30 protein-coding genes and 1 pseudogene are annotated in these 26976 nt (G+C 36.2%); 17 read left to right on the plus strand and 14 right to left on the minus strand.

Annotated features, from left to right (window positions below):
* The first annotated feature begins 218 nt into the window (after positions 1 to 218).
* Positions 219 to 1058, plus strand: coding sequence for a manganese catalase (locus AC6CHR_RS23185; RefSeq protein ID WP_498251467.1), 840 nt, complete (start codon positions 219 to 221; stop codon positions 1056 to 1058).
* Positions 1059 to 1242: 184 nt separating this feature from the next.
* Here AC6CHR_RS23185 and AC6CHR_RS23190 read toward each other — a convergent pair whose 3' ends face one another.
* Positions 1243 to 1374 carry a hypothetical protein gene (locus AC6CHR_RS23190; protein WP_498251469.1) on the minus strand — a complete coding sequence of 44 codons (132 nt, stop codon included), beginning with the start codon at positions 1372 to 1374 and terminating at the stop codon, positions 1243 to 1245.
* Positions 1375 to 1708: 334 nt separating this feature from the next.
* On the opposite strand from AC6CHR_RS23190, the gene AC6CHR_RS23195 reads away from it, so the two are divergent.
* On the plus strand, positions 1709 to 2842 hold the full coding sequence (locus AC6CHR_RS23195) for a DEAD/DEAH box helicase (RefSeq protein ID WP_498251471.1): 1134 nt from the start codon (positions 1709 to 1711) through the stop codon (positions 2840 to 2842).
* A gap of 181 nt (positions 2843 to 3023) precedes the next feature.
* On the opposite strand, the gene AC6CHR_RS23200 is transcribed toward AC6CHR_RS23195, so the two are convergent.
* The 7 genes and pseudogenes from AC6CHR_RS23200 to AC6CHR_RS23230 all read right to left on the minus strand — a co-directional run bounded on the left by AC6CHR_RS23200 (position 3024) and on the right by AC6CHR_RS23230 (position 8354).
* Positions 3024 to 3620: a peptidoglycan-binding domain-containing protein gene (locus tag AC6CHR_RS23200; protein ID WP_498251522.1), complete on the minus strand. Its 597-nt coding sequence runs from the start codon at positions 3618 to 3620 to the stop codon at positions 3024 to 3026.
* A pseudogene (locus AC6CHR_RS23205) lies at positions 3603 to 4133 on the minus strand (peptidoglycan recognition protein family protein); the annotation flags it as partial. The pseudogene AC6CHR_RS23205 and the gene AC6CHR_RS23200, both read right to left, overlap by 18 nt.
* 348 nt (positions 4134 to 4481) lie before the next feature.
* A complete protein-coding gene (locus tag AC6CHR_RS23210) occupies positions 4482 to 4673 on the minus strand; it encodes a YfhD family protein (protein ID WP_498251473.1) in 192 nt (63 codons plus the stop codon).
* A 69-nt stretch (positions 4674 to 4742) separates the two neighbouring features.
* Positions 4743 to 4871: a YfhE family protein gene (locus AC6CHR_RS23215; RefSeq protein ID WP_498251475.1), complete on the minus strand. Its 129-nt coding sequence runs from the start codon at positions 4869 to 4871 to the stop codon at positions 4743 to 4745.
* Between the two features lie 185 nt (positions 4872 to 5056).
* Positions 5057 to 5614 (minus strand): GNAT family N-acetyltransferase, encoded by a 558-nt coding sequence (locus tag AC6CHR_RS23220; RefSeq protein WP_498251477.1) that lies wholly within the window; start codon positions 5612 to 5614, stop codon positions 5057 to 5059.
* 677 nt (positions 5615 to 6291) lie between these two features.
* The gene (locus AC6CHR_RS23225; RefSeq protein WP_498251479.1) at positions 6292 to 7416 is read right to left on the minus strand and encodes an amidohydrolase; all 1125 of its coding nucleotides are present in this window, start codon (positions 7414 to 7416) and stop codon (positions 6292 to 6294) included.
* A gap of 47 nt (positions 7417 to 7463) precedes the next feature.
* Complete coding sequence (locus AC6CHR_RS23230) at positions 7464 to 8354, minus strand: TIGR01777 family oxidoreductase (RefSeq protein ID WP_498251481.1); 891 nt, start codon at positions 8352 to 8354, stop codon at positions 7464 to 7466.
* Positions 8355 to 8479: 125 nt separating this feature from the next.
* Between AC6CHR_RS23230 and recX the strand changes: the two genes are divergently transcribed.
* Together recX and AC6CHR_RS23240 are read left to right on the plus strand one after the other, a co-directional pair.
* Entirely contained in the window at positions 8480 to 9280 is an 801-nt protein-coding gene (gene recX, locus AC6CHR_RS23235) for a recombination regulator RecX (protein WP_498251483.1), read from the plus strand.
* Between the two features lie 22 nt (positions 9281 to 9302).
* Positions 9303 to 9620 carry a YfhH family protein gene (locus tag AC6CHR_RS23240; protein WP_498251485.1) on the plus strand — a complete coding sequence of 106 codons (318 nt, stop codon included), beginning with the start codon at positions 9303 to 9305 and terminating at the stop codon, positions 9618 to 9620.
* 138 nt (positions 9621 to 9758) lie between these two features.
* On the opposite strand, the gene AC6CHR_RS23245 is transcribed toward AC6CHR_RS23240, so the two are convergent.
* Entirely contained in the window at positions 9759 to 9908 is a 150-nt protein-coding gene (locus AC6CHR_RS23245) for a small, acid-soluble spore protein K (protein WP_498251486.1), read from the minus strand.
* A 94-nt stretch (positions 9909 to 10002) separates the two neighbouring features.
* Between AC6CHR_RS23245 and AC6CHR_RS23250 the strand changes: the two genes are divergently transcribed.
* Positions 10003 to 10269, plus strand: a complete 267-nt coding sequence (locus AC6CHR_RS23250; RefSeq protein ID WP_498251488.1) for a YfhJ family protein — start codon at positions 10003 to 10005, stop codon at positions 10267 to 10269.
* A 243-nt stretch (positions 10270 to 10512) separates the two neighbouring features.
* Here the strand turns inward: AC6CHR_RS23250 and AC6CHR_RS23255 are convergent, their stop codons facing one another.
* Entirely contained in the window at positions 10513 to 11493 is a 981-nt protein-coding gene (locus AC6CHR_RS23255) for a metal-dependent hydrolase (protein WP_498251490.1), read from the minus strand.
* A gap of 335 nt (positions 11494 to 11828) precedes the next feature.
* On the opposite strand from AC6CHR_RS23255, the gene mutY reads away from it, so the two are divergent.
* Positions 11829 to 12926 carry an A/G-specific adenine glycosylase gene (mutY, locus tag AC6CHR_RS23260; protein WP_498251524.1) on the plus strand — a complete coding sequence of 366 codons (1098 nt, stop codon included), beginning with the start codon at positions 11829 to 11831 and terminating at the stop codon, positions 12924 to 12926.
* Between the two features lie 113 nt (positions 12927 to 13039).
* Here mutY and yfhS read toward each other — a convergent pair whose 3' ends face one another.
* On the minus strand, positions 13040 to 13264 hold the full coding sequence (gene yfhS / locus AC6CHR_RS23265; protein ID WP_498251492.1) for a mother cell protein YfhS: 225 nt from the start codon (positions 13262 to 13264) through the stop codon (positions 13040 to 13042).
* Positions 13265 to 13457: 193 nt separating this feature from the next.
* Here yfhS and fabL point away from each other — a divergent pair, with 193 nt between their 5' ends.
* From fabL to AC6CHR_RS23290, 5 genes are all read left to right on the plus strand, one after another.
* Positions 13458 to 14213, plus strand: coding sequence for an enoyl-[acyl-carrier-protein] reductase FabL (gene fabL / locus AC6CHR_RS23270; protein WP_498251494.1), 756 nt, complete (start codon positions 13458 to 13460; stop codon positions 14211 to 14213).
* 77 nt (positions 14214 to 14290) lie between these two features.
* Positions 14291 to 14590 carry a gamma-type small acid-soluble spore protein gene (locus AC6CHR_RS23275; protein WP_498251496.1) on the plus strand — a complete coding sequence of 100 codons (300 nt, stop codon included), beginning with the start codon at positions 14291 to 14293 and terminating at the stop codon, positions 14588 to 14590.
* Between the two features lie 487 nt (positions 14591 to 15077).
* Positions 15078 to 15332, plus strand: a complete 255-nt coding sequence (locus AC6CHR_RS23280) for a YgaB family protein (protein WP_498251498.1) — start codon at positions 15078 to 15080, stop codon at positions 15330 to 15332.
* Positions 15333 to 15478: 146 nt separating this feature from the next.
* Entirely contained in the window at positions 15479 to 16009 is a 531-nt protein-coding gene (gene ntdP / locus AC6CHR_RS23285) for a nucleoside tri-diphosphate phosphatase (RefSeq protein WP_498251500.1), read from the plus strand.
* 241 nt (positions 16010 to 16250) lie between these two features.
* On the plus strand, positions 16251 to 17993 hold the full coding sequence (locus AC6CHR_RS23290) for an ABC transporter ATP-binding protein (RefSeq protein WP_498251502.1): 1743 nt from the start codon (positions 16251 to 16253) through the stop codon (positions 17991 to 17993).
* A 73-nt stretch (positions 17994 to 18066) separates the two neighbouring features.
* Here AC6CHR_RS23290 and AC6CHR_RS23295 read toward each other — a convergent pair whose 3' ends face one another.
* Positions 18067 to 19128: an aromatic acid exporter family protein gene (locus tag AC6CHR_RS23295; protein WP_498251504.1), complete on the minus strand. Its 1062-nt coding sequence runs from the start codon at positions 19126 to 19128 to the stop codon at positions 18067 to 18069.
* A gap of 659 nt (positions 19129 to 19787) precedes the next feature.
* Positions 19788 to 21074: a glutamate-1-semialdehyde 2,1-aminomutase gene (locus tag AC6CHR_RS23300; RefSeq protein ID WP_498251506.1), complete on the minus strand. Its 1287-nt coding sequence runs from the start codon at positions 21072 to 21074 to the stop codon at positions 19788 to 19790.
* 256 nt (positions 21075 to 21330) lie between these two features.
* Between AC6CHR_RS23300 and AC6CHR_RS23305 the strand changes: the two genes are divergently transcribed.
* The 5 genes from AC6CHR_RS23305 to perR all read left to right on the plus strand — a co-directional run bounded on the left by AC6CHR_RS23305 (position 21331) and on the right by perR (position 25233).
* Positions 21331 to 21801, plus strand: coding sequence for a potassium channel family protein (locus tag AC6CHR_RS23305; RefSeq protein WP_498251508.1), 471 nt, complete (start codon positions 21331 to 21333; stop codon positions 21799 to 21801).
* Between the two features lie 107 nt (positions 21802 to 21908).
* On the plus strand, positions 21909 to 22385 hold the full coding sequence (gene bcp, locus AC6CHR_RS23310; protein ID WP_498251510.1) for a thioredoxin-dependent thiol peroxidase: 477 nt from the start codon (positions 21909 to 21911) through the stop codon (positions 22383 to 22385).
* A gap of 11 nt (positions 22386 to 22396) precedes the next feature.
* A complete protein-coding gene (locus tag AC6CHR_RS23315; RefSeq protein WP_498251512.1) occupies positions 22397 to 23506 on the plus strand; it encodes an aminopeptidase in 1110 nt (369 codons plus the stop codon).
* 222 nt (positions 23507 to 23728) lie between these two features.
* Positions 23729 to 24682, plus strand: a complete 954-nt coding sequence (locus tag AC6CHR_RS23320; RefSeq protein WP_498251514.1) for a D-2-hydroxyacid dehydrogenase — start codon at positions 23729 to 23731, stop codon at positions 24680 to 24682.
* 110 nt (positions 24683 to 24792) lie between these two features.
* Positions 24793 to 25233 carry a peroxide-responsive transcriptional repressor PerR gene (perR, locus tag AC6CHR_RS23325; protein WP_498251516.1) on the plus strand — a complete coding sequence of 147 codons (441 nt, stop codon included), beginning with the start codon at positions 24793 to 24795 and terminating at the stop codon, positions 25231 to 25233.
* Positions 25234 to 25319: 86 nt separating this feature from the next.
* Here the strand turns inward: perR and AC6CHR_RS23330 are convergent, their stop codons facing one another.
* Positions 25320 to 25676: a YgzB family protein gene (locus tag AC6CHR_RS23330; RefSeq protein ID WP_498251518.1), complete on the minus strand. Its 357-nt coding sequence runs from the start codon at positions 25674 to 25676 to the stop codon at positions 25320 to 25322.
* A 266-nt stretch (positions 25677 to 25942) separates the two neighbouring features.
* Here AC6CHR_RS23330 and AC6CHR_RS23335 point away from each other — a divergent pair, with 266 nt between their 5' ends.
* A complete protein-coding gene (locus tag AC6CHR_RS23335) occupies positions 25943 to 26815 on the plus strand; it encodes a nucleotidyltransferase-like protein (protein ID WP_498251520.1) in 873 nt (290 codons plus the stop codon).
* The last annotated feature ends 161 nt before the right edge of the window (positions 26816 to 26976 follow it).

The raw sequence follows: 26976 nt of genomic DNA on the forward strand, positions 1-26976 counted from the left end.
TTCTTCCCATCTATTTTTTATTTTTCGTATTACACCAATTATAGGTTATTTATGGGATGTAAACCCATTTTATATTGATAAATTGTTACTTCCTTTAGATACATAGTACTTTAGTTATAAAATCCTTCTAAATCGTTTTTTATCGAATATAGGAGGGAATTGACGATATAGATGCATGATTGCATTTGATATTTATGATTAATTGAGGAGGAGATTCTATGTTTCGTCATCAAAAGGAATTACAATTTGAAGTAAAGGTTGATCGTCCTGATCCGATGCTTGCTCGTCAAATACAGGAAATATTGGGTGGGCAATTTGGAGAAATGACCGTTATGATGCAATATTTGTTCCAAGGGTTTAATTGCCGAGGGGAAGAAAAGTATAAGGATATGTTAATGGACATCGGAACAGAGGAAATTGGACATGTTGAAATGCTTTGTTCACTTATTAGTCAGTTGCTTGATAATGCCTCTCCAGAAGATCAATCAGAAGCTGCAAAAGATCCAGTTACAGCGGCTATCATGGGAGGAATGAATCCACAGCATTTACTTGTGAGTGGTCTTGGCGGTTTGCCAACTAATTCCAACGGGGTACCATGGAATGGTTCATATATTGTCGCAAGTGGAAATTTATTAGCAGATATGCGTGCGAATTTACATGCTGAGAGTCAAGGTAGACTTCAAGTTGCTAGGTTATACCATATGACAAAGGACGAAGGTGTACGTGCTACATTCCGAAAAATGTTAGCTCGTGACCGATACCATCAATATCAATGGTTGGAAGCGATAAAAGAATTAGAGGAGAAAAACGGCGTTGTCGTACCAGCTTCGTTCCCAGCAGAAGCAGAGCTAGAATCACAGCCAGATGCTTATGAATTTTGGAACCTTTCTGAGGGAGAAGAATCTGGTGAGGGACCTTGGGCAAAAGGAAGCGCACCTGATGGTACCGGTGACTTTGCTTATGTGGCTAAGCCAGTAGCGAAGGGACAAGTTCCTAAACCAATGATCCCTGTAGTTGAGGTGCATCATGACTTGGATTGGAAAGTATCCGATAAATAAACGAACTAGGGTGAGGTATGTATGACCGAAAAAATTGTCTGAAATAAACACCCAGCGACTTATGAACTCCCTAAGATATAAAGTAACATCGAATAGTTACCTCTTTTCGTGTTCCATTATCTTTTAAGATAGGCTTCAGTTCATAAGTCGCTAAAAGGACGTTTCTCTTTTCTGCATTTATTTTTTATTTTTGTTGTTGTCGTTTTTTTGCTTTTTGTTCTAATGCATTCGTTCGATCATCGTTTTCAGAAGCATAATTGGGATTTGTGAGTTTTCCCGTATCAGGTGGTTGGAAAGGTTGCTTATTGTTGTTCAAAGTATTGCCTCCTTATTTTCATAGTCGATTTTAGTTTGTACGAAATAACTAGTATCCTCCTTGGTAATAAACCCCATAACCAGTGGAAAAATTCAGTTCAAACCCTTATACAGAATGTCTTTGCATTTATAGGTAAATAGCTGTACTATAATGGTTGACTTTCAATTCATGCTACATACAAATTTTGTTGCTAGAATAGGCAAATTCTATACATAAATCATACTGACACGCTTAATAATAGCTACTTCTAAAAAGAAGATAATATAAATTGACTCGTAAAGTTTTATGAGGAAATGATAAACGATTAAGTATATTTTAAAGGAGACTAAACTAGATGACACAAGCGAATTTTTTAACGGATGTTAAATCATTCATTCAAACTAACTGGGAAAAGGTTGATTTTCAGGTACCGACTGCGATTCAGTCAAAATCTATTCCTCTAATCTTAGAAGGGAAAAATGTCATTGCCGAATCACCAACTGGTACAGGTAAGACACTCGCATATGTCCTACCATTGCTTAATCACATAGATGAGAACAAAAAGAATGCCCAAGTGTTAATTCTTGCACCTTCAAGAGAGCTTGTTATGCAAATTTTTGAAGAAATCAAAAAGTGGTCAGATGGTAGTGATATAACAAGTATTGCGCTTATTGGCGGTGCAAATATTAAGCGGCAGGTTGAAAAACTTAAAAAGAGCCCGCAAGTGATTGTCGGGACTCCAGGTAGAATTCAAGAATTAATCAAAATAAAGAAGTTAAAACTGCATGCAGTTAATTCAATCGTATTAGATGAAGGTGATCAGTTACTTACTCCTGAACATCAAAATACGATTAAGGATATTATCAAAACAACATCAAATGATCGACAAGTTGTGTTATTTTCGGCAACGTTAAATGTTAGCACTGAATCAAAGGCAAGAGATCTAATGAAGGTAACTCCAGAAATTATTAAAATCGCTCTTGAAGAAGTACCAGTAGGAGATGTTGAACATGTCTATCTGGTATGTGATCAGAGAGAAAAGATTATCATGCTCGAAAGATTAGCGAAAACGGTTCGGATGAAGGCTTTAGCCTTTGTTAAAGATATTGGTAACCTAGATGTAATTGCTGATAAGCTAGAATTTAAGGGTGTTGATTTACACTTATTACATAGCGATACGAAAAAGGAAGCAAGGGAAGCAGCTTTAAAAAGTTTAAGAAATGACAATCAAGGTCTATTACTGGCAACAGATGTAGCGGCTAGAGGGTTAGACATTGTTGGTCTCTCACATGTTATCCATGTCGATCTACCAGCAAACTCTTCCCAGTATGTTCATCGCTCAGGAAGAACGGGCAGACAGGGAGCCTCTGGAACAATTGTTTCTCTAGTAACGGAGAGAGAAGAGCGTGAATTAAAAAAAATCGCAAAAGAAATTAATGTAACTCTTAAAAAATATAGATTATATAAAGGCGATTTAGTACAGAGTTAAGAGTGATGGGCTGTTGTGAGGCCCAAAGGTGTTTATGGCATCAAGATATAAGAGTAAGTGGGAATTGTTTTATAACGGCAAACACGCCACTCTAAAAGAGTAGCGTGTTTTTTCGTGTTGTTTCTTCATGGTGTAGTTATACTTTATGTGGCTTTTAAGAAGCTTATACATAAATTTTCTATTAATTATCTAATTCCATTCTGATAAACTTTCGTGTGTTAGGTCCATAAATGCCATCAGTTGATAATGCTGCATACATCGATTGGAATCTTCTCACTGCATCCTGAGTATTTGCTCCATATATTCCATCAATGGCACCGGGATTGAAATTTATTTCTTTTAAAGCTCTTTGAACCTGTCTGACACCTTCACCCTCACTACCAACTTGTAAAACCCCTGTTGGTAAAGGAAAGTCTGATGTGGAGATTCTTTGGTGATTAACTTCTTGTAATTTATTTAAAGTGATCGGGCCGACCAAGCCGTCAACTGATAGTCCAAAATTCCTTTGAAATCGCATTACTGCATTTTCGGTTTCATCTCCAAACGTTCCATCTGCCCCATAACGAGGAAGTCTGTATCCTGCTTTTATTAACTCTTGCTGGATATCACGGACAAATGCTCCAGAATCGCCTTCACCGATTGGTAGTTTAACTGTCGATCCTTTTACAACTGGTGTAGGTGGCTTCGACGTGTTTGGTGGTTTAGGGGAAGGTGTTGATGGAGTAGGAGTGGCCCCGTTAACGTTCTGTAATGCTTCGGCAACATCGTCTATAAACATAGACCAGGAAATACCATGTGATCTTAAAATGTTTATTGGATCTGTCCGTCTTGAGGGATCTAAAGTTGCGTGAGCTATAATATGAGATCTTGGAGATAAATTAAATTTATCGCATAGATAAGCATGATACCAAACGTAACGATTATATGCCTGTTGAAAGTTAATTTTACCTCCGTGACACAATTCTACCCCAATTGCAGCATCATTTGAATTAGCACCATAACGGGAATTGTCTCCTGAAACGTTTGAACGTACATGCCATGCCTTCTCGCTCAATGGAACAATCTCAAGTATATACTTATCATCTATAAATGTATGTGCTGATGCAGAAGGTTGTTGGTTATTAAAATAGTTTCGATTACCATAAGCAGTTGAGCCAGGATTACCAGTATCATGACTTACTATAAATCGTACAGTCCCAATACGTTGTCCAGAGCGTGAGTTACCAGTACGTATATAGTCTCTTGTAATTTCGTAAGCCAAATTTATAAACACCCCTGTCGATTTTTTCATGCGAACGAATACCCTTTATTGTATGAAGAAAGAAAGCATATTGTGAAAGGTGGGAATATACTATAGTTATTCACATTATCCACAGAGGGAAGGGGGCATATATATAATTATGTAGAATAAATATGTGGATAACCTTGCGTTGGTCTAGGTGCATATTAACAACTTATACACATTATCAACATCCAACTAAAATAATTGTCCACACTTTTTGGACTGGTTATCCACAATTTGTGGAGGAAGTGGATAACCAAAGTTACTATTCATTCTAAATAAAATGCAAAAGAGCCCTTGAAAGGTAACATTTACCTTTCAAGAGCTTGATCTTTTCATTTATTATTTCTTTAATCTTTATTTACCCTTTTTATTAGCTTTCTGACGTTGATTAGCAGCATTTGATCTTGCTTGTGCTTCAATATCTTCTTGATCTGCTAGTTCTTGTGAGAATTCTTGATCAACACCATCACGCTTTAAATTTTTAGGTACTTGTGGTAGTGATTGTTTATTTTTATCACGACTTTTTTGTTTATTTCCTCGACCCATGATAAAACCCTCCTTTAACTTATGTGTTCAAGTTTAGGATGGCTATTTTTCAGACTTTCATGTTGGTAGTTAGTTCCTAGATTTATTTATGTATCCAGCTGCACGATCTGCGTTTCTAAATTCTCTAGTATAGGTGACCTCCTGCATACTAGAAAGAGTACTTTTCGCCTTATCTCTCTTCTTCTTATCTGTAGTCATCTGTTATCATCCTTCCAATAGGTAGTATTCAACAGTAGTTTTGACAAAGATAGAAGGATTCATACTAATGTTGCTACTATCTAGTACAGCTTAAGATACAACAAAAAAATAAAGTTTTATCTGGGTTATCAAAAAAGAGATGCGATCAAGTGTGATCACATCTCATAAACTTAGTGCTATTAAAGTTAAGCTTCTTTCAATTGATGTTCATCAGTTTCTGAAGTGCTATGATACGTGTTGAATGTATATAAATCCTTAGTAATTTCAAATAAGTTGAATAGATCCTCACTACCATTGATTTGTTCATATAAGCTAGCTCGTGTTTCATTAGCATTAACAACATACGGAAGTTTTTCAGCAGCCTTCGTTGAACGAATGTTTTGTTTTCGAATTCGCATGAAAATCGTTTCGATATCGAGTTCATGGAACAATTCATGGAAAAATGCATCTTTTGCTAACTTATTATAGCCTTTCCCATGGTAGGGTTTGCCAAGCCAGGTCCCTAAAAATCCAGCTTTATCCTGTACATCGAATAAGCTTATCGTGCCAATTGGAGAGCCCCATTCGTCTAAAATGGTACGTGAAATTAACTCACCACGTTCTTCAGCTTCAATTGTTTGTTTCGTTAAAAATAGATATTCTTCAAATGAATTTGCTTTATGACGCACAAATGGGAAAACATCTGGGTGAACCAATTGTTCGTAGAGTGCATGACTATCATGAATATCACGTTTTTTTAGCATCTGGATCCCTCCATTGAGGGTAGACCCCACGCGATATGGTCGTCCCCACCCTCGAAATTTTTTATGAAATCTTTACATTTAAAAAATTTCGGGGTGGGAATCGAACCCACTAGAACCAGTAAAGCTGGTGGCGCACCATTTGCCTTCCCATTACTAGATTTAATTGTGTAAGTTAAAGTGTTTTCTAAAAGGTTATATCTCTAAAAAGTAGACTTTTTTAACTTTCTCCATGAAGTATAATACGTCAATTTAAATAAAAAAGATACTCCTTTTTTGTCGAATTCTAAAAAATAATTATTTATCCTAGTATAGTAGTTGAAATGCTTATAGAATCAAGTAATTTGGTCAAAATAACCCACGAGAATAAGGGGGGTTATCTACTTATTTAACGCGTTACTTAGTCGAGGTGAACGTTCCTATATTTTTAGGAGTGTCGTGTAATGGAAAAAGTAGAAGTAACTCTCTTATTGCAATTCTACTATATTTTTTTAAGAGGATGTTTTCACGAAAATTGTTGTTTTACGTACAAAATACTAATGTACACGGTTTAAGAAACCTTTGTGCTCTTCCGCTCAATTACTCTGATATCCGTGTAAAGACTTTAATCTAGTTGATAAACTTTTTATTAGTATTAGTGCAACAAACTTTTAGAAAAGAGCCTTTTAAGAAGATTCTTTTTAATTTTTAAAGACGATACTCCCATCTATCATCGTTAATTGAGGTTTTGCAAGATAATGAAATGGGTGGTAATTCCATATCACTAAATCAGCATCTTTACCAATTTCAATGCTACCAACACGATGGTTAACACCTAAATTATGAGCTGCAGTGATCGTTATCCCTTCTAATGCCTTTTGTTCAGCGAATCCTTCTCTGACAGCAATGGAAGCACAGATATTTAGATATTGAATTGGGGTATAGGGGTGATCAGTGGTTATCGAAACGTCAACACCTTGTTCAGATAATGCTTGATAGGTTGACCAGCTTTTGTTTTTTAATTCGATTTTTGACTTTCTAGTTAATGTGGGACCAACACATACCTTAGCTTGCTTACCTGCTAATTCATTAGCGATCAAATGACCCTCAGTACAATGTTCTATTCGATAGTCGAGGTCAAACTCCTCTGAAAAGCGAATGGCACTCATAATATCATCAGCACGATGGGCATGAATACGTACTGGGATTTCTCGACGAAGTGCCTTTTGAAGGGAAATTGAGCGGAACTCATCTGTGTCCTTACTATATTTTGCTTTATAGAAGGCTTCGCGTAGCATGCCCATTATGCCCATTCTTGTAATAGAATCTTTATTTCCATGGCTATGCATGCGTTTTGGGTTTTCACCTAAAGCTATTTTTAAGCCCGCTGTTTCCCGCAACAGCATAGTAGAAATATTTGCGCCATATGTCTTAATCACAGAGGTAGTACCACCAATAACATTTGCGCTTCCTGGCATAACATGGGCTGTTGTTATTCCATATTTCCGTGCATCTGTAAAAGCAGGGTCAAGAGGGTTTACACTATCCAACGCTCGAATATGTGGTGTCAAAGGTTCAATCGTTTCATTTGCATCATTACCTGCCCAACCAGTTCCTTCATCATATAACCCTAAATGTGTATGAACATCAATAAAACCCGGAAATAAAAATTGATTATTACATTCAATAACTTCAATGTTTTGTTTTTTTTCAATGTTCCTATCGATTGCAGCTATTTTGCCGTTTTCAACAAGTACATCTGTTTCGTATTTTACAGCTGAAGTAATCGGATAAACTGTAGCTTGTTTAAAAAGGAATGCACTCATGATTTATCTCCAGTCAATTTTATTCATGGCTATTTGCCACAATTTTCTTACAGTAGATTGGATAATGCCTTATCAAGATCTGGATATAAAAACTGAAATTGGTGCTCCAGAGCTTTTTGAGGTAATACTTTTTGACCTTCTAAGATAAGTATACTCATCTCACCTAATAAGGTTTTTAATACAATAGCTGGTACAGGTAACCAATACGGCTTATTTAGAATATAGGCAATAGTTTTGCTAAATTCATTCATTTTTACCGGGTTTGGTGATGTGGCATTAACTGGTCCAGATATTCCTGGTGTATGAATGACATGGTCGATTAATTTCACAAGGTCAGATATATGTATCCATGACATCCATTGATGACCTGATCCCAGCTTACCGCCTGCAAAAAGTTTAAAAGGTAGTAGCATCTTAGGTAAAGCACCTTCTTCTCCTAATACAATCCCAAATCTCATATAGACAGTTCTTACTTGTAATTCGTTCACCTTAGCAGCTTCCTTTTCCCATTTCTTAACAGTGTTAGCCAAAAAATCATGACCCTCTGTAGTAGATGCTTCTGTATATGTCTTATCTAACGATGTTCCATAAATACCGATAGCACTTGCGTTAATATAAACAGTAGGTCTTTTTCGCATCTCTGTTAACAATGAATATAATGCATTCGTAGAACGAACCCTACTTTCAACGATCTCATTCTTTGTTTTATCAGTCCATCGGTCATTGATTGATTTCCCTGCTAAATTAATGACAACATCGAATGTTTCTAGTACGATAGGAACTTCTGTATCATTAAACCAATTCATGTAATGTAAGTTTTTTTCTGAAGAAGTTTTTTGACTTCGTGTTAAAATATATACATGATAACCTTTTGTTAAAAAATATTCGGTTAGCTGCTGTCCTATAAAACCAGTACCACCAGCAATTGCGATTTTCATTGGATCACACCCTTTTTAGAAAAAATCTTTCTTTTCATATATACCATTTTAAATAGATGATTCCTCTTTTTAAGTGGAATTCTTGTTAGTTGTTAAACCATTAATATTGAATAGTAGGTGAGAATATGGCTGTCATTTCAAAAATTACCTCACAAAAGCACACGGATGATCGCTTTAATATTTTTCTAGATGAAGGTAAGGGAGAAAAATATGCGTTTAGTGTGGACCAAGATATTTTAATTCGTTTTAATCTTTTAAAGGGTAAAGAGCTGGACGAATTTGATATTGTTGAAATTCAATATGGGGACCAGGTTAAAAAGGCATATAATAAAGCCATAGATTATTTAAGCTATCGAATGCGCTCAATAAAAGAAGTAGAAGATCAATTACGAAAAAAGGAATATAATGATGCAATAATTAGTGAGGTCCTCATTAAACTCAAGGAATACCGTTATGTTGATGACTTAGAGTTTGCACTAGCATTTGTAAGAACACAGCGACAAACAAATGGAAAAGGGCCGAGTGTGATTAAACGCGAGCTCGTTGGCAAGGGAGTTGACCAACCATTAATCGAACAAGCACTAGCGCAGTATGATAGATCAGGACAGATTGAAGAGGCGATCAGTCATGCTGGAAAAATTCTCAAGAAAAACAATCGACTATCTACAGTCATGCTAAAACAAAAGGTAGAACAGCATTTGATGAGAAAAGGTTTTTCTTATGAAATCATTACATGTGCTTTAGAAGAAGTGCAGGTGGAGCAAGAAGAATCAGAAGAATGGTCTGCGCTTATAAAACATGCTGAGAAAGCCAAGGTAAAATTTAATAAAGAAGATCCTTACCAATATAAAATGAAGGTGAAACAATTTTTATACCGTAAAGGGTTCTCTATAGAATTAATTGAACGATTTCTTGAAGAAGAGTAACGAATAGCAAGGGGATAAAAAAATGAGCAATATGCGTTATAGTGAAATGACAGAATATGATTTAAAAAATGAAATAGCTACTCTCAGAGAAAAAGCCCGCAAAGCGGAACAACTCGGAATTGTAAATGAGTTTGCTGTTTTAGAACGTAAGATAACAATGGCAAAATCATACTTACTAGATCCTAGTGATTATAAGTCTGAGGATGTTTATGAGATTGAAGGGGCACCAGGAGAATCATTTAAAATTAATTATATGAATGGTATCTTTGCATGGGGGTATCGTCTATCCACACCAAACATAGAAGAAGCATTACCCATTTCCATGTTGAAAAAAGACTGACTCATCTATACTGAGTCAGTCACACACAACGAATTGCTTCAGTAGCTAAAACGGGATTTTGCGTTTTTCATGTTGTCTAGCTCCAGGCGCCATCAGCTCGTCTTATGCTTGTCGCCGATAAATGGGCGCCTTCCGCTTTTATAATTTTTCTCGTTTTCCAGATGCTCTCATGCGTTCTTGTGGGTGGGTATTTGTTGTTCCATCTGCTCTTTTTGAAGCGAATTCAGCTCTTGCTCTTGGTTGGCCTTCAACTCTGTCGATGGGAAAACCCTTTTCTTTGTTGCGCAATATAATCCCCTCCAAGTTTTATAAGAAGCACATTAGTAGTATGGGTCCTCCATTTGAAATTATAAGTAACGAATCCTTCCTAGAGGTGAGAATAATGGAAATGTACTTTGAACGATTAACAAACGAATTATTAGGGAAAAATACGATGCTTTCTTATGCTCAGGCTAGAACATGGGTTGAGCTATTGTGGGAAGACTTTGAATCGACATCAGCTAAAACTGGTAGGAAATATCAAGGGAAGAAAGTAACCGAGCAGGTTGTTAGACAATTAATTACTCATTATGGAGAAAAGCTACATGAGTTTATTGCATCAAATCCAAAGTATAGCCACCTGTTAAATGATGATTATCTACGCAATTAAGCGGAGAAAAAGCTTGAGACCCAAACAACCGTTTAAAATGCAAGGTTGGTTATTTGGGTCAAATCTTTTATATAAATGGCTATGTGAAAGCTTTTGGTTGATTCACAACGCTATGTTGATTGAAGTGGATGACATGGTGAGCCTCCGCAGGAGCTGCGCCGAGGGGCTCCCAGACCGCCCTCACAAAGCAAATGTCTGGAACGGAAATCTCCCTTCAATGTTAACAGTGCCATAAAAATTTAATTAGTCAGGAATTAATTGAAGTTTTTTCCGAAGTTTCTCCTCACTAAAGATCCAGCCTGTATATGAACTAACAATATTTAAATCTTGATCAAGTTGAACAATAGCAACAAATGGATAATAGCCTTTACTTCGGTACCGCAAATCAATAAATCGGACCTCGTAATGATCTGTATATTCATCTACTTCCCAACGATAAACAGGTGAGAAGGATAAAAAGGCAGATAGGTTATCATCTTCCTCTGCAGCTCTAATCACATCTGTTTGAGGGACAGGTATCCTTTCAAACTCATCGAGAAACATTATCTCACCGTTTATAGCTCTTGCTACATGAAAACTACTATCTGTCATAATGGCAATATGCCATTGGCGGAATCGAATTGTCGGTGAGATCGTCACTTGTTCAATTTGAGGTACTAACTTATGCAACCTTTTGATTATATTTCTTTGCATCGTGATTCGAATGACATAGTAGCTAATAAGGACAATATATACACTTAAAAATGTATACCCAGGATGGCCACCAAACAACCAAATGGCGATCCCTATTATATGCGTAATAAAAATAAATGGGTCGAACGTATTGATAATCCCTAAGGCGATCCATTTCTTGGTAAATGGCCTCAATGCTTGAGTTCCATATGCATTAAATATATCAACAAAAACATGAAGAACAATGGCAAGCAATGTCCATAACCATAAGTGTAGTGAATTGCTTTCAGTAAAAATGAGTGAGAGTATCCCAGTTATTAAAAAGGACCATATGAAAATAGCTGGAATCGAATGGGTAATCCCACGGTGATTCCGTATATACTGTGCGTTATTTCTAAGTTTTAAAATCGTATCAAGATCAGGTGCTTGTGAGCCAATAATAGCTCCAAACATCACGGCATGTGCTGTTGGATTAGCGATACCAACAGCAGGGTCTAAGGTTGCTAATCCACCTAATGCAATTCCCATTACTATATGTGTTCCAGTATCCAAAAAAGATGCCCCCTTGTATCTACTCTTAAGTGAAAGTTTTTATCTAGACCTTGCGTTCGTATACCAACTTCCTTCATAGAGAGAGATCTGTTTAGCTAGAAGATAAGTTCAAAATCATTTGAATGAATGGTGTGTTCAAATTGTATAAATTTTTGTGTTCTTTTCTAATTGTTACCTTTGATGACCGATACTAATCTGGTCAAATGGATGATAATAAGTAAGTTAAAAGTAATAATCCTAAAAAGATCGTTGATCAAATAAAGTAAAAAGAACAACGTCTATACTCTATTTTCCCACATTTCATGAAAATTAACATTCGGAGGAAATTCTATATGGTGAACAATGTACAAAATAAACTAAAAGACTTTCCAATTGTTGAATTTCAGGAAAATTTGATTAATTGGTATCTAACTGAAAAAAGAGACTTGCCATGGCGAAAAGATCAAGATCCATATAAAGTATGGGTGTCAGAAATTATGTTGCAACAAACTCGAGTTGATACGGTGATTCCGTATTTCATATCTTTTATCAATAAATTCCCAACTATCGAAGCGTTAGCAGATGCAAATGAAGAAGAAGTACTAAAGGCATGGGAAGGTTTAGGTTATTATTCACGCGTTAGAAATCTCCAAGCTGCTGTTAGGGAAGTAAAAGAGACTTATGGTGGTGTTGTTCCTGATTCCCCACAAGAAATATCTAAACTTAAAGGTGTCGGTCCTTATACAAAAGGAGCTATTTTAAGTATTGCATACAACATTCCTGAGCCTGCGGTTGATGGAAATGTTATGAGGGTGCTATCAAGAATATTAACAATTTCAGAAGATATCGCCAAGCCAAAAACTCGAAAAATTTTTGAGGAAGCAACCTATGTACTTATATCGAAAGAGGACCCATCTTCCTTTAATCAAGCGTTAATGGAGCTCGGTGCATTAATATGTACACCAACTTCACCATCTTGCCTACTATGTCCTGTTCGTGAGCAATGTACAGCTTTTGAAGCAGGTGTACAAACGGATCTACCAATTAAAAGTAAGAAAAAGAAACCGAGACCTTTAAATATGGCCGCAGCTGTATTATACGATGAAAAGGGTCATTTCTATGTTCATAAACGGCCATCAAGTGGGTTACTGGCTAATTTATGGGAGCATCCGAATTTTGAGCTAGATTCCACTTCGACTAAAACATACCGTGAACAACTTACTGATTTTTTACAATCAGAGTATGAGGTAAAAGTAGAATTATCAGAATTAGTCGGGAATGTCGAGCATGTTTTTTCCCATTTAATTTGGAATATCTCAATTTTTATCGGAGAAGTAAAAAATATTGCGCATGAAAATTTAGTCGCGGTATCTGAAGAAACGTTATCTACATTTGCATTTCCTGTTTCCCATCAAAAGATTTATCAAATTTATCAATCAAAAGCAAATGAATAGAAAAAGACCTCTAAACAATTTGTCTTCAATGTGACATATATTTGTTTGAGAGGTCTTTTTCTTTTTAGTTATTATGCTTGTCGCCGATGAACGGACGCCTTACGCTTTTCTGGTTAGTCATAACTAATTGTTGTACCTTGTGTGTAGGTGGCTTCATTTCGTTGTAGTCCGCCACGGGAGGTGATTTCTTCTACTATACTTCGGTGGATGGCTTGTCCTTCTACGTTTAAATATGGGACTACCTGTTGAAGGGAGTGGTGGAAAAAGGCTAGTTCGGTGTCCTTCCACTCCGCTTTTGACATCATAGACAATTCAGTCATGTCGCGACCTACGTACATGGATATACCTCCTAAGATAGTGGACTTTGCTTTTTCCTGGTTAGGGAAAAGCAAAACACTTTTTCCTTGTGTTGCACATGCTACTTTGGTTGCTTTGCTATTAAGACTGTTGAAAAAGGAGAGCGTATTTTCCTTATTATCTGATACAATATAGTCATATATTCAATTGTTTTACATAAAAGGAGCTGACAAAATGAGCCAACAAAATAAAGTAGCACTCATAACTGGAAGTAGTAGAGGTATTGGTAAGGCGGTTGCAATTCGGTTAGCTGAAAAGGGATATGACATAGTCGTTAATTATGCACGTAGTAAAACGGCTGCATTAGAGGTCGTAGAAGAAATAGAGAAATTCGGTGTAAAAGCAATTGCGATAAAGGCAAATGTAGGAAAGCCTGAAAAAATTAAAGAGCTATTTGCTCAAATTGATGAAACGTTTGGGAGACTTGATATTTTTGTAAGTAATGCTGCATCGGGGGTTCAAAAACCTGCAATGGAATTGGAGGAGAATCACTGGGATTGGACGATGAATATTAATAGCAAGGCTTTGCTTTTTTGCGCTCAAGAAGCGGCTAAGCTTATGGAAAGAAACGGTGGGGGTTTCATTGTTAGCACAAGCTCACTAGGATCAATCCGCTATCTGGAGAATTATACAACTGTAGGAGTTTCCAAGGCAGCGCTAGAAGCATTGACAAGGTATTTGGCTGTTGAATTGTCCCCGAAAAATATAATTGTAAATGCAGTTTCAGGTGGAGCTGTTGATACGGATGCCTTAAAGCATTTTCCAAATAGAGAAGAACTCTTAGAAGACGCTAGAAAAAATACCCCGGCAGGCAGAATGGTTGAAATTGAGGACATGGTAAATGCAATTGAATTTTTATTATCCGAAAAGGCATCAATGATTAGAGGTCAAACGCTGATTGTAGATGGAGGCATCTCGATTCTCGTTTAATTTTTTTAAAAAATTTAATTTTAATGGATATTAACCTCGACGAAAGGACAATCTATATTTCGTGGAGGTGATATCGAATGGCACAGAATAATAAACAAGCTGGTAAAACATCATCAGGAACTAACATCCAACAAGTAAGACAACAAAATGCTCAATCAGCACAAGGTGGTTCACAAGCGGGTGCAGGTCAATTTGGCACTGAATTTGCTAGTGAAACAAACGCTCAACAAGTAAGACAACAAAACGCTCAATCAGCACAAGGTGGTTCACAAGCAGGTGCAGGTCAATTTGGCACTGAATTTGCTAGTGAAACAAACGCTCAAAAAGTGAAAAAACAAAACCAACAAGCAGAATCTAATAAGAACCAAAACTCTTAATTAGTACAAAAGACATCTCTCTTTCTCGATGAGAGATGTCTTTTTGTATGTCAGGAAATTTTAAAATTCTGGTAAAGTGGATGAGCATCGACATACAACCCAAGCGCTTTTGTTTCTTTACGACTGAGCGGAAAGTGATGGTTAAACTAGAATCGGAGAGGAACACTAGAGAAGAGAGATAAATAATAAAACGGAATAGTAGTGCAACCAAATGAAAAAAGGCAATAATATAAAGCATAACTACATAAAAGTAACATGTAAGATTAAGTCCTAAGAGCAGCTAATAAACCCAATGATATTAATCCGTTTATCACTAAACATTTCTTTCCTTTTTGCACAACAAAATTTTTTACGACAAAACCTCTGTTTACTCAACATAACTAGTCAAAGGAATGCTAGTTGCTACAGAGAATTAAACAGTATTGAGATAAAACGAATACCGAATACCGAATATAAAAATTTCTCTGTATTTGAAAGGAGAGGAAATATGAATTTTGATAAACTAGTCGGTGAACAGTTAAAAACGATGGAAAAGTTATTAGATTTACAGTCCGAAATAGAGAGATGCAAAGATATTAAACAACAATTAACAGTGTTACAGGATGAGTCAAAGTTACAAACGGTACAGAGTGAAATTGAGTGTATGAAGATAGAATTGAATAACATTCAAAAGGTGTTTGAAAAACAAACAGAAGCGGTTATTCGTTCATACGAAAATCAGAAGTTTGAAACAGTTTCTTGAAGGTAATTAGGGTCATTTCAAATGGAATGACTCTTTTATTTTCTTTTTTTATGGACTAACGGTATAATGATGAGAAGGTAACTACGAGATGACATTTATGAAACACGAGATTTCATGAAGCAACTATTTGAAAGAAGGGGAGAAGTTTGGGCATTCCCAGGGAAGGAGAAAAAATCCAAATTCACAGCTATAAGCATAATGGATACATTCACAGAGTCTGGGAGGAATCTACCGTTCTTAAAGGCTCACAGCATTGTGTTATCGTCGGAAATGATCGCACAATGGTTACTGAATCTGACGGGAGAACCTGGATAACGAGAGAACCAGCAATTTGCTACTTCCACGCAAGGTATTGGTTTAATATAATTGGTATGCTTAGAGAAGATGGAGTATATTATTATTGCAATATTAGTTCGCCATTTGTTTGGGATGATGAAGCGCTAAAATATATTGACTATGATCTTGATGTGAAAGTGTACCCGGATATGACTTATACGATTTTGGATGAAGATGAGTACGAGCAACATAGTAAGCAAATGAACTATCCAGAAGTAATCGATCTCATCTTAAAAAATAATCTAGACACTTTGCTTCGATGGATTCGACAAAGAAAGGGCCCATTTGCTCCAGAATTTATTGATGAGTGGTATGAACGATATCTCACATATGTACGATAAGAATGAAGTAGGGTGGCTCAGGTGATACTTCAACTATGAAAATGGTTGAAGTAAATGAGAGAGTCAGCCTTTTTTATGTTCAAATACGAGCAATAAAGAAAGAAAATAGGGAATTTAAAAGTTCGGTACAGAACCAGAGTCTTTATTTTCTGTGGCTTTTGATACATTACCCTTGAGAATCCATTACGGATAATAAAGTTGTTGAGAAGAGCTTAATTATAGAGAGAAACGGGGGATCTTTTTGGGATCTGTAAAGCGCTATATGGCTTTTGTTAAACCATATAGGTTTCAGATAGTGGGAACAATAGCAATTGGGATCATCAAATTTTCTATCCCATTATTAATGCCATTACTTATTAAATATGTTTTAGATGATATTATTGGTGGATCAGGAACAGCTGACGAAAAAACGAAAACATTGCTGACGATTATGGGAGTTATGTTTGGATTGTTTGTCATTGTTCGTCCACCAATTGAATATTATCGCCAGTATTTTGCGCAATGGGTAGGAAGTAAAATCTTATATGATATACGTAATCAATTGTTTACACATATGCAGAAATTAAGTTTGCGTTATTATGCAAATACGCGAGGTGGAGAAATCATTTCACGTGTTATAAATGACGTTGAGCAAACAAAAAATTTCGTCATTACGGGATTGATGAATATATGGCTAGATGTTGTAACAATTATTATTGCAATCATTATTATGATGACATTAGATGTAAAACTAACACTAGTATCGATTGTTTTATTCCCATTTTATGGGTTATCAATAAAATATTTCTACGGAAGACTTCGTCATTTAACGAGGGATCGATCTCAAGCACTTGCGGAAGTACAAGGACATCTACACGAGCGGGTTCAAGGTATGCCTGTCATTCGAAGTTTTGCGACTGAGGGATTTGAACAGGAGCAATTTGCTAAGGAGAATAAAAATTTCTTAAATAAAGCATTGGACCATACAAGCTGGAATGCCCGGACATTCGCTGTTGTTAATACGTTAACAGACATTGCTCCACTTGTCGTGATAAGTTTTGCTGCTTATCAAGTGATTAACAATTCTTTAACAGTTGGTACAATGGTTGCGTTTATCGCTTATATTGAGCAGTTATATAATCCGCTTCGAAGATTGATTAATTCTTCTACGACGTTAACACAGGCTTTTGCTTCAATGGACCGTGTATTTGAATTTGTCGATGTTCCTTATGAGGTAGTTGATAAGCCTGATGCAAAGGTGGCGGAAAATATTGATGGAGAAGTTGAGTTCGAAAACATTTCTTTCCGTTATCAAGAGAATGAGGAATTAATCATTGAAGACTTGTCCTTAAAGGTTAAAAGAGGAGAGACTGTTGCACTTGTCGGTATGAGTGGAGGCGGTAAGTCTACACTTGTTAGCCTCTTGCCACGATTTTATGATGTGACGGACGGTAAAATTTTATTGGATAACATCGATATCCGCGATTATCAAGCTCAAAGCTTGCGGGAACAAATTGGAATGGTCCTTCAAGATACGTTTTTATTTAGCAATACAGTAAGAGAAAATATATTAATAGGTAAACCAAATGCAACTGAAGAAGAAGTGGTAAGTGCTGCAAAAGCTGCAAATGCTCATGACTTTATCTTGAAATTGCCAAATGGCTATAATACTAAGGTAGGGGAGCGAGGAGTTAAACTATCCGGAGGACAAAAGCAAAGAGTCTCTATTGCAAGGGTCTTCTTGAAAAATCCTCCGATTCTTATTTTAGATGAAGCTACTTCAGCACTAGATTTAGAAAGTGAACATTTAATCCAGGAAGCACTTGAAAATCTTTCAGTTGATCGAACGACCTTTATTGTAGCGCACCGACTATCAACGATAACGCATTCTAATAAGATTGTTTTAATTGAGGACGGAAAGGTTGTTGAGCAAGGTACGCATTATGAATTGATGGAGAGTAAAGGCAGTTACTACAAGTTATTTCAAATTCAGCAATTGGACTAACGAATAAAAAGCCACATCCTGTTTTATTTTAGGATGTGGCTTTTCTTATATTTTCTCTTTGAAGAGACAGGACCTAGTGAATTTTCATTTCATTTTCTTCTTTATGATAGCTTTGAAAACTAGAGATTAATGTATCTAAATGGTCGAGTTGATCACTATAATCAATGATTGCAGCTATTAATGGTAATAACTGATAAAAACAATCTGATTTTTGTTCATTATGGAAAGTCAAAAATGCCTCTGTGAACTCTTGTTTATGGAATTTATCTTCTCGTAAGATCTCAGTTGAAGGCTGTGTTTTAATTTTCCCAATAAACCGTAGTAAGGATTCTTCATGGATATGTAGCAAGAAGTCTAATTCGCTAATTAACATCCGTTGAACATTTTCAGGAAGTTGATGAATTTCATTTTCTAAACGGTGTAGTTTCTTTAAAGTATCTAATGCCCGATTTGTAGTAACAGTCATCTGTCGATAAATGACAAGTTTTCGAGACTTTGCATAAGATTCTCGTTTAAAGTAATTTCGTTCTTCTTTGTAGTGCAAATTTAGTTGATCAACTTTGATCATATTATCTTTAAGTTTCACTATCTCTTCCTTTAAAACAGTGTGTTCAGATGTTGATCGTAGACTTATTCGAATCCATTTAATAATTTCCTCAGTGTTTTCAGAGATACGATTATACAACTTTGTTTCATATTTAGGTGGTAGAAACACCAAGTTAACGATAAAGGCAGCTAAAACACCAAGCAAGATGGTGAAAAAACGGATAAATGCTATTTCAGTAAAGTCATCTCCTGGAGTTTCTAATATCGCAATAACGGTAACAAGGGCAACTGGTATTGTTTTCTCTGCTTTTAGCTTTATGTTTATTGCAATGACAATGATAGCAGTTAGTCCAGTTATAACCGGGTGTGAGCCGAATAATAGTCCAAAACCTAGAGCTAATAGTGCACCTATAATATTTGCTTGTATTTGTTCAATAATCGATACATAAGAACGGTAAATTGTCGGCTGTATCGCAAATATGGCTGATATTCCTGCAAATGCTGCAGAAGGTAACTGAAAGGCAGTAGCTAAAAATAAAGCTAGTGTAATAGCAATCCCAGTTTTAAGGATGCGGGCACCTAGTTTCATGTGTGTTTAATAACATTCCCTTCTTATTTTCATAGTTGTCTATTTTTCAACCAATATCGTACTATACATGCTTTAGTCTCTATATACAAGGTGATTTCCCTATTTATAATGAAAATAAAACAGATGTAAAGAAAATTGAAGACAAGGTACTGATGTACGCTTGTCTTTTTTGAATGATCAATTTATAGGTGCTTTCATTTTAGGTTTGTGTCTAGCTCCAGGCGCCATCGGCTCGAGGAAAAATTAATACCTATTTTCCTAGGTCATAAGTCAATCCGTCTAGAAGGTTAAAGAGCAACCTTCCAGCCGTCTCGCCTTATGCTTGTCACCGATGAACGGGCGCCTTGCGCTTTTCGAGTTGTCTAGCTCCAGAGCCCAGCGCCTAGTGAACTTCACCCTCCTCCATAAGATAAGTCAACATCGAATCGCTTTGCTCTTCGTGTTTCTTTTATCTCATTGCGGAGTGCTCCAGTTTATACGTCGCTAAACGGGCTCTTCCGCTTTTCGAGTAGTCTAGCTCCAGGCGCCATCGGCTCGAGGAAAAATTAATACCTATTTTCCTAGGTCATAAGCCAATCCGTCTAGAAGGTTAAAGAGCAACCTTCCAGCCGTCTCGTCTGCTTGTCGCCGATGAACGGGCGCCTTGCGCTTTTCGTGATTTAAAGCTTACTAAATGAGTATTCAACTGCTTTTAATGTCTCTGTTATGTCTTCTTTTGTGTGAGCAGTTGTTAAAAACCATGCTTCATATTTTGATGGTGCTAAATTAATACCTTGGTGGAGCATTAATTTAAAAAATTTTGCGAATGTTTCTCCGTTTGTATTTTCAGCTTGTTCATAATTGGTGATTTTTTCATTTGTAAAATATATTGTTAATGCTCCTTTAAGACGGTTAATCGTTATCGGAATATTATATGTCCGAGCATGTTTAATTATACCTGCTTCTAGTATTGCCCCTAATTCGTCGAGGTTGTCGTATACTTTATCCTGCTTAAGAACTTCTAAGCAAGCGATGCCTGACAAGATCGAAGCTGGGTTTCCTGCCATTGTTCCTGCTTGATAAGCTGGTCCTAGTGGTGCGACTTGTTCCATAATTTCAACTTTACCACCGTAAGCTCCGATAGGTAGTCCTCCACCAATGATTTTTCCAAAAGCTGTTAGGTCAGGATAAACACCTAAAAAGTCCTGAGCACCTCCATACATAAATCGGAAGGCTGTAATAACTTCATCGTATATGACAATTCCTCCAGCATCATGAACTAACTCATTTACCGTCTCTAAAAAGCCAGGCTTTGGTTCGACGATTCCGAAGTTGCCAACAATAGGTTCTACTAATATTGCAGCTACTTGATCTCCCCATTTATCCAATGCTTCTTTAAGTGGTTCGATTTCATTAAAAGGGACTGTGATAACATCTTGTGCAATACTCTTAGGTACTCCAGCAGAATCGGGGATACCTAAGGTTGAAGGGCCAGAGCCAGCTGCAACAAGAACAAGGTCTGAATGACCATGGTAGCAACCCGCAAATTTAATAATTTTGTTACGTCCCGTATATGCTCTTGCTACACGAATTGTTGTCATGACTGCCTCTGTTCCAGAATTTACAAACCTTACCTTTTCTAGAGCTGGCATTGCTTCTTTCAACATTTTTGCAAATGTGACTTCATGAGGTGTTGGTGTACCGTATAATACCCCTGTTTCAGCAGCCTTTTGTATCGCTTTTGTTATATGTGGGTGAGCATGACCTGTAATTATAGGTCCGTATGCTGCTAAGTAATCTATGTACTTATTGCCATCGACGTCCCAAAAGTAAGCGCCTTTTGCTCGTTCCATTACCACTGGAGCACCGCCACCCACTGCCTTATAAGACCGAGAAGGTGAGTTAACACCACCAACTATATGTTTTAATGCTTCTTCATGTATTTCTTTCGATTTTGTAAATTCCATGATTGCCTCCTACTGTGTATCAAAATCTTGTTCTATTTTACCATGAAAGCTTACTCTAAAAAAATTCCATCACTTTATCTTTTATACACTCTTTTCTAAAAATTCTATGCTATATAACATTGGGATTTTTTTCATATAATTGGAAGCTGATTAAAAAGCAAAAAGCTGAGTGATTTCGAAAACAGCAATCATTTAAATCACTCTGAGTTGTTTCCCTTCACAAATAGCGATGTTTCTAAAAAATCTGGAAGGTCTGTTGAATAAGAGACCAACTGCTTGTATATATTGTACAAAGCGAAAGCAAGAGTTGGGTGGTGGTGAAGTGGAATTAATAGTTGGTGTATTTATTGTAGTTTGTATTTTTATGAGCTTTAAGACTGTTGTGAAAGCATGTTTTCAGAAGAATTTTTTATCCTATGAAACAGTTATAATGATTACTTATCTATATATTTCACTTCTTTTAGGTTTTGGTATGATTTATTTAATTTGTATGCAAAGTAATATGGCAGTAATAATTGAAGCGGGTAACCCAATCTCTGGAGGGTATTTTGATAAGCTGTTCACAGCACTTTACTTTAGTGCGGTTACTCTATTTTCTGTCGGTTATGGAGATATAGTTCCAATTGGTTTAGGGAGATTTCTAGCTGTGATTGAGGCATTAATCGGTTATGTCCTTCCTGCCGTTTTTCTTGCACGTACAGTCATAGGTATTGAAAACAGTAATTAGTTGTATGAAAAGTGAAAGTTGGTTACGCTTATGTAAACAGGCAAGGAGACGAATGACCTGTTATATTGATAAGTTTAGAAATCAAGTTAGATATCGGAGGGATTATGATGACGAGTGAAATTGGTAGCGTTGCTCCAGATTTAGAATTAGTAGCTGATAATGGTGAAAAAGTAAAACTCGCTGATTATCGTGGGAAATATATTGTATTATATTTTTACCCAAAGGACATGACACCCGGATGTACAACAGAGGCTTGTGATTTTAGAGATCAATATGAAAGCTTTTCAGGATTAAATGCTGTCATCCTAGGAGTAAGCCCAGATCCTCATGAGAAACATCAAAAATTTATTAAAAAACATGATCTTCCCTTTCAGTTATTAGTGGATGATGAACATAAGTTAGCTGACGCATATGGTGTGTGGAAATTAAAGAAGAATTTTGGCAAAGAATATATGGGCATTGAAAGATCGACCTTTATTATTGATCCTGAGGGTAAAGTGGTTAAAGAGTGGAGAAAAGTAAAAGTTAAGGATCATGTCCAAGAAGCATTACAAGCTATAAAGGACGTCCAGGCCAGCAGATAGTTGGTATATAAATGAGAGATGAGAGAATAGCCAAACTAGCTTCTATTTTATTATCATATTCAGTAAAGTTAAAAAGGGCTGAAAAGGTGTTAATACGTGGGCATCTAACAACAAAACCGCTGATCCTTGAGTTAATTGAACTCGCCTATGCCATGGGAGCATACCCCTATATCGAGATTTTTGATGATGAAATCGATCTTAATCTAGCAAAGAATTATCAAAGGGAGCAGCTCGACACGTTAGCAAAGTGGCAAATGCAAGTATATAAAGATGTGGATGCTGTGATTTTGATCATTGGCGAAGAAATTGATGATGATATGGCAGGCATCCCAAAAGAAATGCATAAACTTCATAGTGAATTAATGAAGCCAATAGCTGAGTATTATGTGAATCATAAAAAGTGGGTACTGCTTAATTATCCAACGGAGGGTCTTGCCCAAAAAGCTAAAATGAATTTGTGTGATTTTGAGGATTATCTATTTAAGGTCTGTACTGTTAACTATCAAAGGATGGAGGAAGCTTCAATACCACTAAAAAAGCTGATGGAAAAAACGGATCGTGTCCGAATTAAAGGTCCTGGAACAGATTTGCACTTTTCTATTAAAGATATACCAGTTATCCCTTGTACTGGTGAAACAAACGTACCAGATGGGGAAATTTTCACTGCACCGATTAGAGATTCTGTAAATGGTAAGATCCTTTTTAATACACCATGCACGTATTATGGGACAATCTTTCATAATGTAGAATTAACTTTTCATAAGGGTGAAATTGTTAATGCAACGTCTGATAAGACAGAAAAGTTAAATGAGATTCTTGATACAGATACTGGTGCTAGGTTTATTGGAGAGTTTGCGATTGGTTTCAATCCCTATATAGATGAGCCAATTGGGGAAATATTATTCGATGAAAAGATAAACGGCAGTTTGCACGTTACACCTGGTCAAGCATACCAGGAAGCGGATAACGGTAACAGATCAGCTATTCACTGGGATATGGTGTTAATTCAACGACCTGAATACGGTGGAGGGGAGATCTATTTTGATGACGTTTTAATTCGTAAAGATGGAAAGTTTGCTCTCCCTGACTTACAGGGGTTAAATCAAGACAAACTTATATGAATTAAAACTGCCTATTTTTTTTTAGCAAGGCGAACGTCCAGCCAAAACAGAGAAAAAAACGTAGCTTATAGAGAAGGCATTACCTCCTCAAATGTTAGCGCCGGACTTAGTGCGGACTGTGCTCCGCACTCTTTTTTTTTTGAATAGTAACGAGTTTAATTATCATACATACTTAATAATTGTAACCAAGCTATAGTTAAATTCATAAAGAGGGGGATTAGAGTGATCGTCTTATCGACAGTAAAACTTCCAAGCGATTTGAAAAAGAAATTAGAAAACAGTGATAAAGAACACCACTTTTATCATGATAAAAGGATTGAGGATGTAACGGATTTGTTACCACATGCAGATATTATCTTAACCTATGGTGAGGACTTAACCGAAGAGCATATAAGAGCAGCTAAAAACCTAAAATGGGTTATGGTAGCATCTGCAGGAATAGAAAAACTTCCATTTGCTGAACTCGAAAAAAGAAAAATAGCTGTAACAAATGCAAAAGGTGTCCATGCTATACCTATGGCTGAATATTGCCTAGCAATGATGCTACTAATATCACGTCAAACAAAAGCTCTAATTGAGAATGAGAAAAAACATGAGTGGAATAGGCGTGTGAAGATGGAGGAACTATATGGGAAGACCGTCTTTATTTTGGGAGCAGGGGCAATTGGATCAGCGATAGCCAAGTTAACTCAAGCATTTGGAATGAGGGTTCTTGGTCTTAATCAAGATGGTAGAGATGTTGAACAATTCGATAAAGTCTATCCAATAGCGGATCTGCCATTAGCGATTCAAACGGCAGATTTTGTTATTTCCGTTCTACCTAGTACCGAAAAAACAAAGGGATTAATTGATTATGGAACATTTATCCAGATGAAAAACAATTCTGTATTTATTAATATTGGTAGAGGTGACGCGGTAATTGAAGAAGATCTGATTCGGGCACTTGAAGAGGACTTGATAAGACATGCGGTTTTAGATGTATTTGATGAAGAACCCTTGAGTGAAAAACACCCTTTTTGGGAGATGGATAATGTAACAATTACTCCGCACCTATCGGGTATTACCGAAAATTATCTACCAAGAGCTATTCAAATTTTCGAAACGAATCTTGAATTGTTTTCAGAAGGCAACGTGACTAACATGAAAAATATTGTATCTTTACAACAAAGATATTAACCTCTTAACCATCGTTTTAGGTAAACATTTGACAAAAGACTTCATCACCATGTACACTATTTATAACCATTATAAAGTAATAATATTTATTAAAGCGAGGTGCATGGCGGATGTCTGAACATCATCAATTAAAAGATGCGTTAGATTCACTAAAGGAAACAGGAGTGCGTATCACACCTCAGCGTCATGCTATACTTGAATTCTTAGTCGACTCCATGACACACCCTACAGCAGATGATATATATAAAGCATTAGAAGGTAAATTCCCAAATATGAGTGTTGCAACAGTATACAATAACTTAAGGGTATTTCGTGAGGTTGGTCTTGTAAAAGAATTAACGTATGGCGATTCATCAAGTCGATTTGATTTTGTAACATCGGATCACTATCACTGTATTTGTGAGAACTGTGGTACGATTGTTGACTTTCATTATCCAGGGCTAGATGAGGTTGAGGCACTAGCAGCACATGTAACAGGATTTAATGTAAGTCACCACCGATTGGAAATATACGGATTGTGCAAAAGTTGCGAAAAGAAAGAAACACATTAAAGCAAGCTCACTTCAAACGGGCTTGTTTTTTTGTTTATTTCTTGAAAATTTTACAAAAAAAAGAACGGCTAGCCGTTCTTACTTGTTTATTTCTTTATTGATTTACGGTTATAATCCTCATTAAATTCTACGCCTTCTAAATCCTTATCCAAGGTTAAAGGTTCCTTGCAATACATGCACATGTCCACACGTCCAAGCACTTTCGTAGGCTTCTCACAAGACGGACAAATGACCTGTACCGCTCTAGTTGAAAGCATCCCAATCCAAAAGTAAACAACAGTACTTCCTATGATAGATAACATACCTAAAAGCATAAAGATCGTCATTATCCAGATGTTTGTTTTGAAAAATAGACCAAGATACATAATGATAAAGCCGATAAAGACTAAGCTAAGTGCAAAAGTTCTTATTTTATTTATTTTACTAGTATATTTGCGAGCCATAACACATTCCTCCTCTATTAAATATAGCACAGCTTGTATTGTAGATAAATTGTTAACTTAAATGGCTATTTAAAGCAATGCTGTATTTAATGTTTGTCTTCCGTGTTGTCTTTATTTTATACTAGCAAAGGAAAAAACATAAATTTAACAAAAATACTTTGGTGAATAATTCGTTTAACTAATCATCATCATCAATCGATTTTGAAAAGGGTTTTTGCTTTTTAATGTAGAATCTTTATTAAAGCCTTTATATTGGAGGAATTATGATGGAAAATATTCTCCGTCCTATTTATCAAGAAAGAGCCAGCCAACTAAATACATTAGCGATCATCATGATTGAAAAGAGGAATCAAACCTCTCCTTTAACGGATAATCTAGATGTTATTTTACTTGTTATTATTAATGAAATGGATGAGTCAACTTTTATCAAACATTATGAATATGGAGATAAGAACGCTTCATTAATGGTCATGACAAAAGATGAAGTAAATGAATCAATACTATTAGGTACAAATAGAAGAATTGTAGATTGGATAATAAATGGAAAAATCCTCTTTGATCGAAATGAGTATATTATAGGGGTAATTGATCGTTTACGAACGTTTCCTTCTTCTGAACGTAAACTGAAAATTGGAATTGAATACGGAAAGCTAATACGTAGATACTTAGAAGGAAAAGTGTTTTTTGAATCGAATCAGCTTTTAGATGCGTATAATCATATCGTTCATGCGCTACACCATTTAGCCCGACTTGAGGTAATAGACCGAGGATACTATCCTGAGGTAACAGTGTGGAATCAGGTGAAACAAATAGAACCACAAATTTACAAACTGTATAAAGAATTAGTTGAAAGTGATGAATCATTAGAAAAAAGACTTGAGCTACTATTTCTGGCAAGTGACTTTTTGATTCATTCTAAAACAAAGGTAGGTTCAGCGCATATTCTTTCTATTATGTCTGAGAGAGAATCGTGGTTTTATAATGAACTCGTCCAACATCCAGAACTCATTCATTATTCAGTAGATCTAAGTGTGATAGTAGAATTTTTGGTTGAGAAGAATGTTATATCAATTGAACGAATTAGATCTAAGGGCGATATTTATCATCGATCATATTTTGTTAGAAAAAGTGTTGACTAATTATTAATGTGGTGTTATATTAATAAACGTCGCTGATGCAGTTTACAAAAACAGAAGCGGCGTACATCGCAATTTTCTAAAAAAACTTTCGAAAAAGTTATTGACAGAAAATGAAGCAGATGTTATATTAATAAAGTCGCTTCTAGACGAAACGACAAACG

The organism is Metabacillus sp. GQ13, assembly GCF_059758525.1.

Coding starts and splice junctions, on each gene's coding strand:
- AC6CHR_RS23185 (WP_498251467.1), top strand. CDS start 219: ATGTTTCGTCATCAAAAGGAATTACAATTTGAAGTAAAGGTTGATCGT.
- AC6CHR_RS23195 (WP_498251471.1), top strand. CDS start 1,709: ATGACACAAGCGAATTTTTTAACGGATGTTAAATCATTCATTCAAACT.
- AC6CHR_RS23200 (WP_498251522.1), bottom strand. CDS start 3,620: ATGTTTATAGACGATGTTGCCGAAGCATTACAGAACGTTAACGGGGCC.
- AC6CHR_RS23210 (WP_498251473.1), bottom strand. CDS start 4,673: ATGGGTCGAGGAAATAAACAAAAAAGTCGTGATAAAAATAAACAATCA.
- AC6CHR_RS23215 (WP_498251475.1), bottom strand. CDS start 4,871: ATGACTACAGATAAGAAGAAGAGAGATAAGGCGAAAAGTACTCTTTCT.
- AC6CHR_RS23220 (WP_498251477.1), bottom strand. CDS start 5,614: ATGCTAAAAAAACGTGATATTCATGATAGTCATGCACTCTACGAACAA.
- AC6CHR_RS23225 (WP_498251479.1), bottom strand. CDS start 7,416: ATGAGTGCATTCCTTTTTAAACAAGCTACAGTTTATCCGATTACTTCA.
- AC6CHR_RS23230 (WP_498251481.1), bottom strand. CDS start 8,354: ATGAAAATCGCAATTGCTGGTGGTACTGGTTTTATAGGACAGCAGCTA.
- recX (WP_498251483.1), top strand. CDS start 8,480: ATGGCTGTCATTTCAAAAATTACCTCACAAAAGCACACGGATGATCGC.
- AC6CHR_RS23240 (WP_498251485.1), top strand. CDS start 9,303: ATGAGCAATATGCGTTATAGTGAAATGACAGAATATGATTTAAAAAAT.
- AC6CHR_RS23250 (WP_498251488.1), top strand. CDS start 10,003: ATGGAAATGTACTTTGAACGATTAACAAACGAATTATTAGGGAAAAAT.
- yfhS (WP_498251492.1), bottom strand. CDS start 13,264: ATGTACGTAGGTCGCGACATGACTGAATTGTCTATGATGTCAAAAGCG.
- fabL (WP_498251494.1), top strand. CDS start 13,458: ATGAGCCAACAAAATAAAGTAGCACTCATAACTGGAAGTAGTAGAGGT.
- AC6CHR_RS23275 (WP_498251496.1), top strand. CDS start 14,291: ATGGCACAGAATAATAAACAAGCTGGTAAAACATCATCAGGAACTAAC.
- AC6CHR_RS23280 (WP_498251498.1), top strand. CDS start 15,078: ATGAATTTTGATAAACTAGTCGGTGAACAGTTAAAAACGATGGAAAAG.
- AC6CHR_RS23295 (WP_498251504.1), bottom strand. CDS start 19,128: ATGAAACTAGGTGCCCGCATCCTTAAAACTGGGATTGCTATTACACTA.
- AC6CHR_RS23300 (WP_498251506.1), bottom strand. CDS start 21,074: ATGGAATTTACAAAATCGAAAGAAATACATGAAGAAGCATTAAAACAT.
- bcp (WP_498251510.1), top strand. CDS start 21,909: ATGACGAGTGAAATTGGTAGCGTTGCTCCAGATTTAGAATTAGTAGCT.
- AC6CHR_RS23315 (WP_498251512.1), top strand. CDS start 22,397: ATGAGAGATGAGAGAATAGCCAAACTAGCTTCTATTTTATTATCATAT.
- perR (WP_498251516.1), top strand. CDS start 24,793: ATGTCTGAACATCATCAATTAAAAGATGCGTTAGATTCACTAAAGGAA.
- AC6CHR_RS23330 (WP_498251518.1), bottom strand. CDS start 25,676: ATGGCTCGCAAATATACTAGTAAAATAAATAAAATAAGAACTTTTGCA.
- AC6CHR_RS23335 (WP_498251520.1), top strand. CDS start 25,943: ATGGAAAATATTCTCCGTCCTATTTATCAAGAAAGAGCCAGCCAACTA.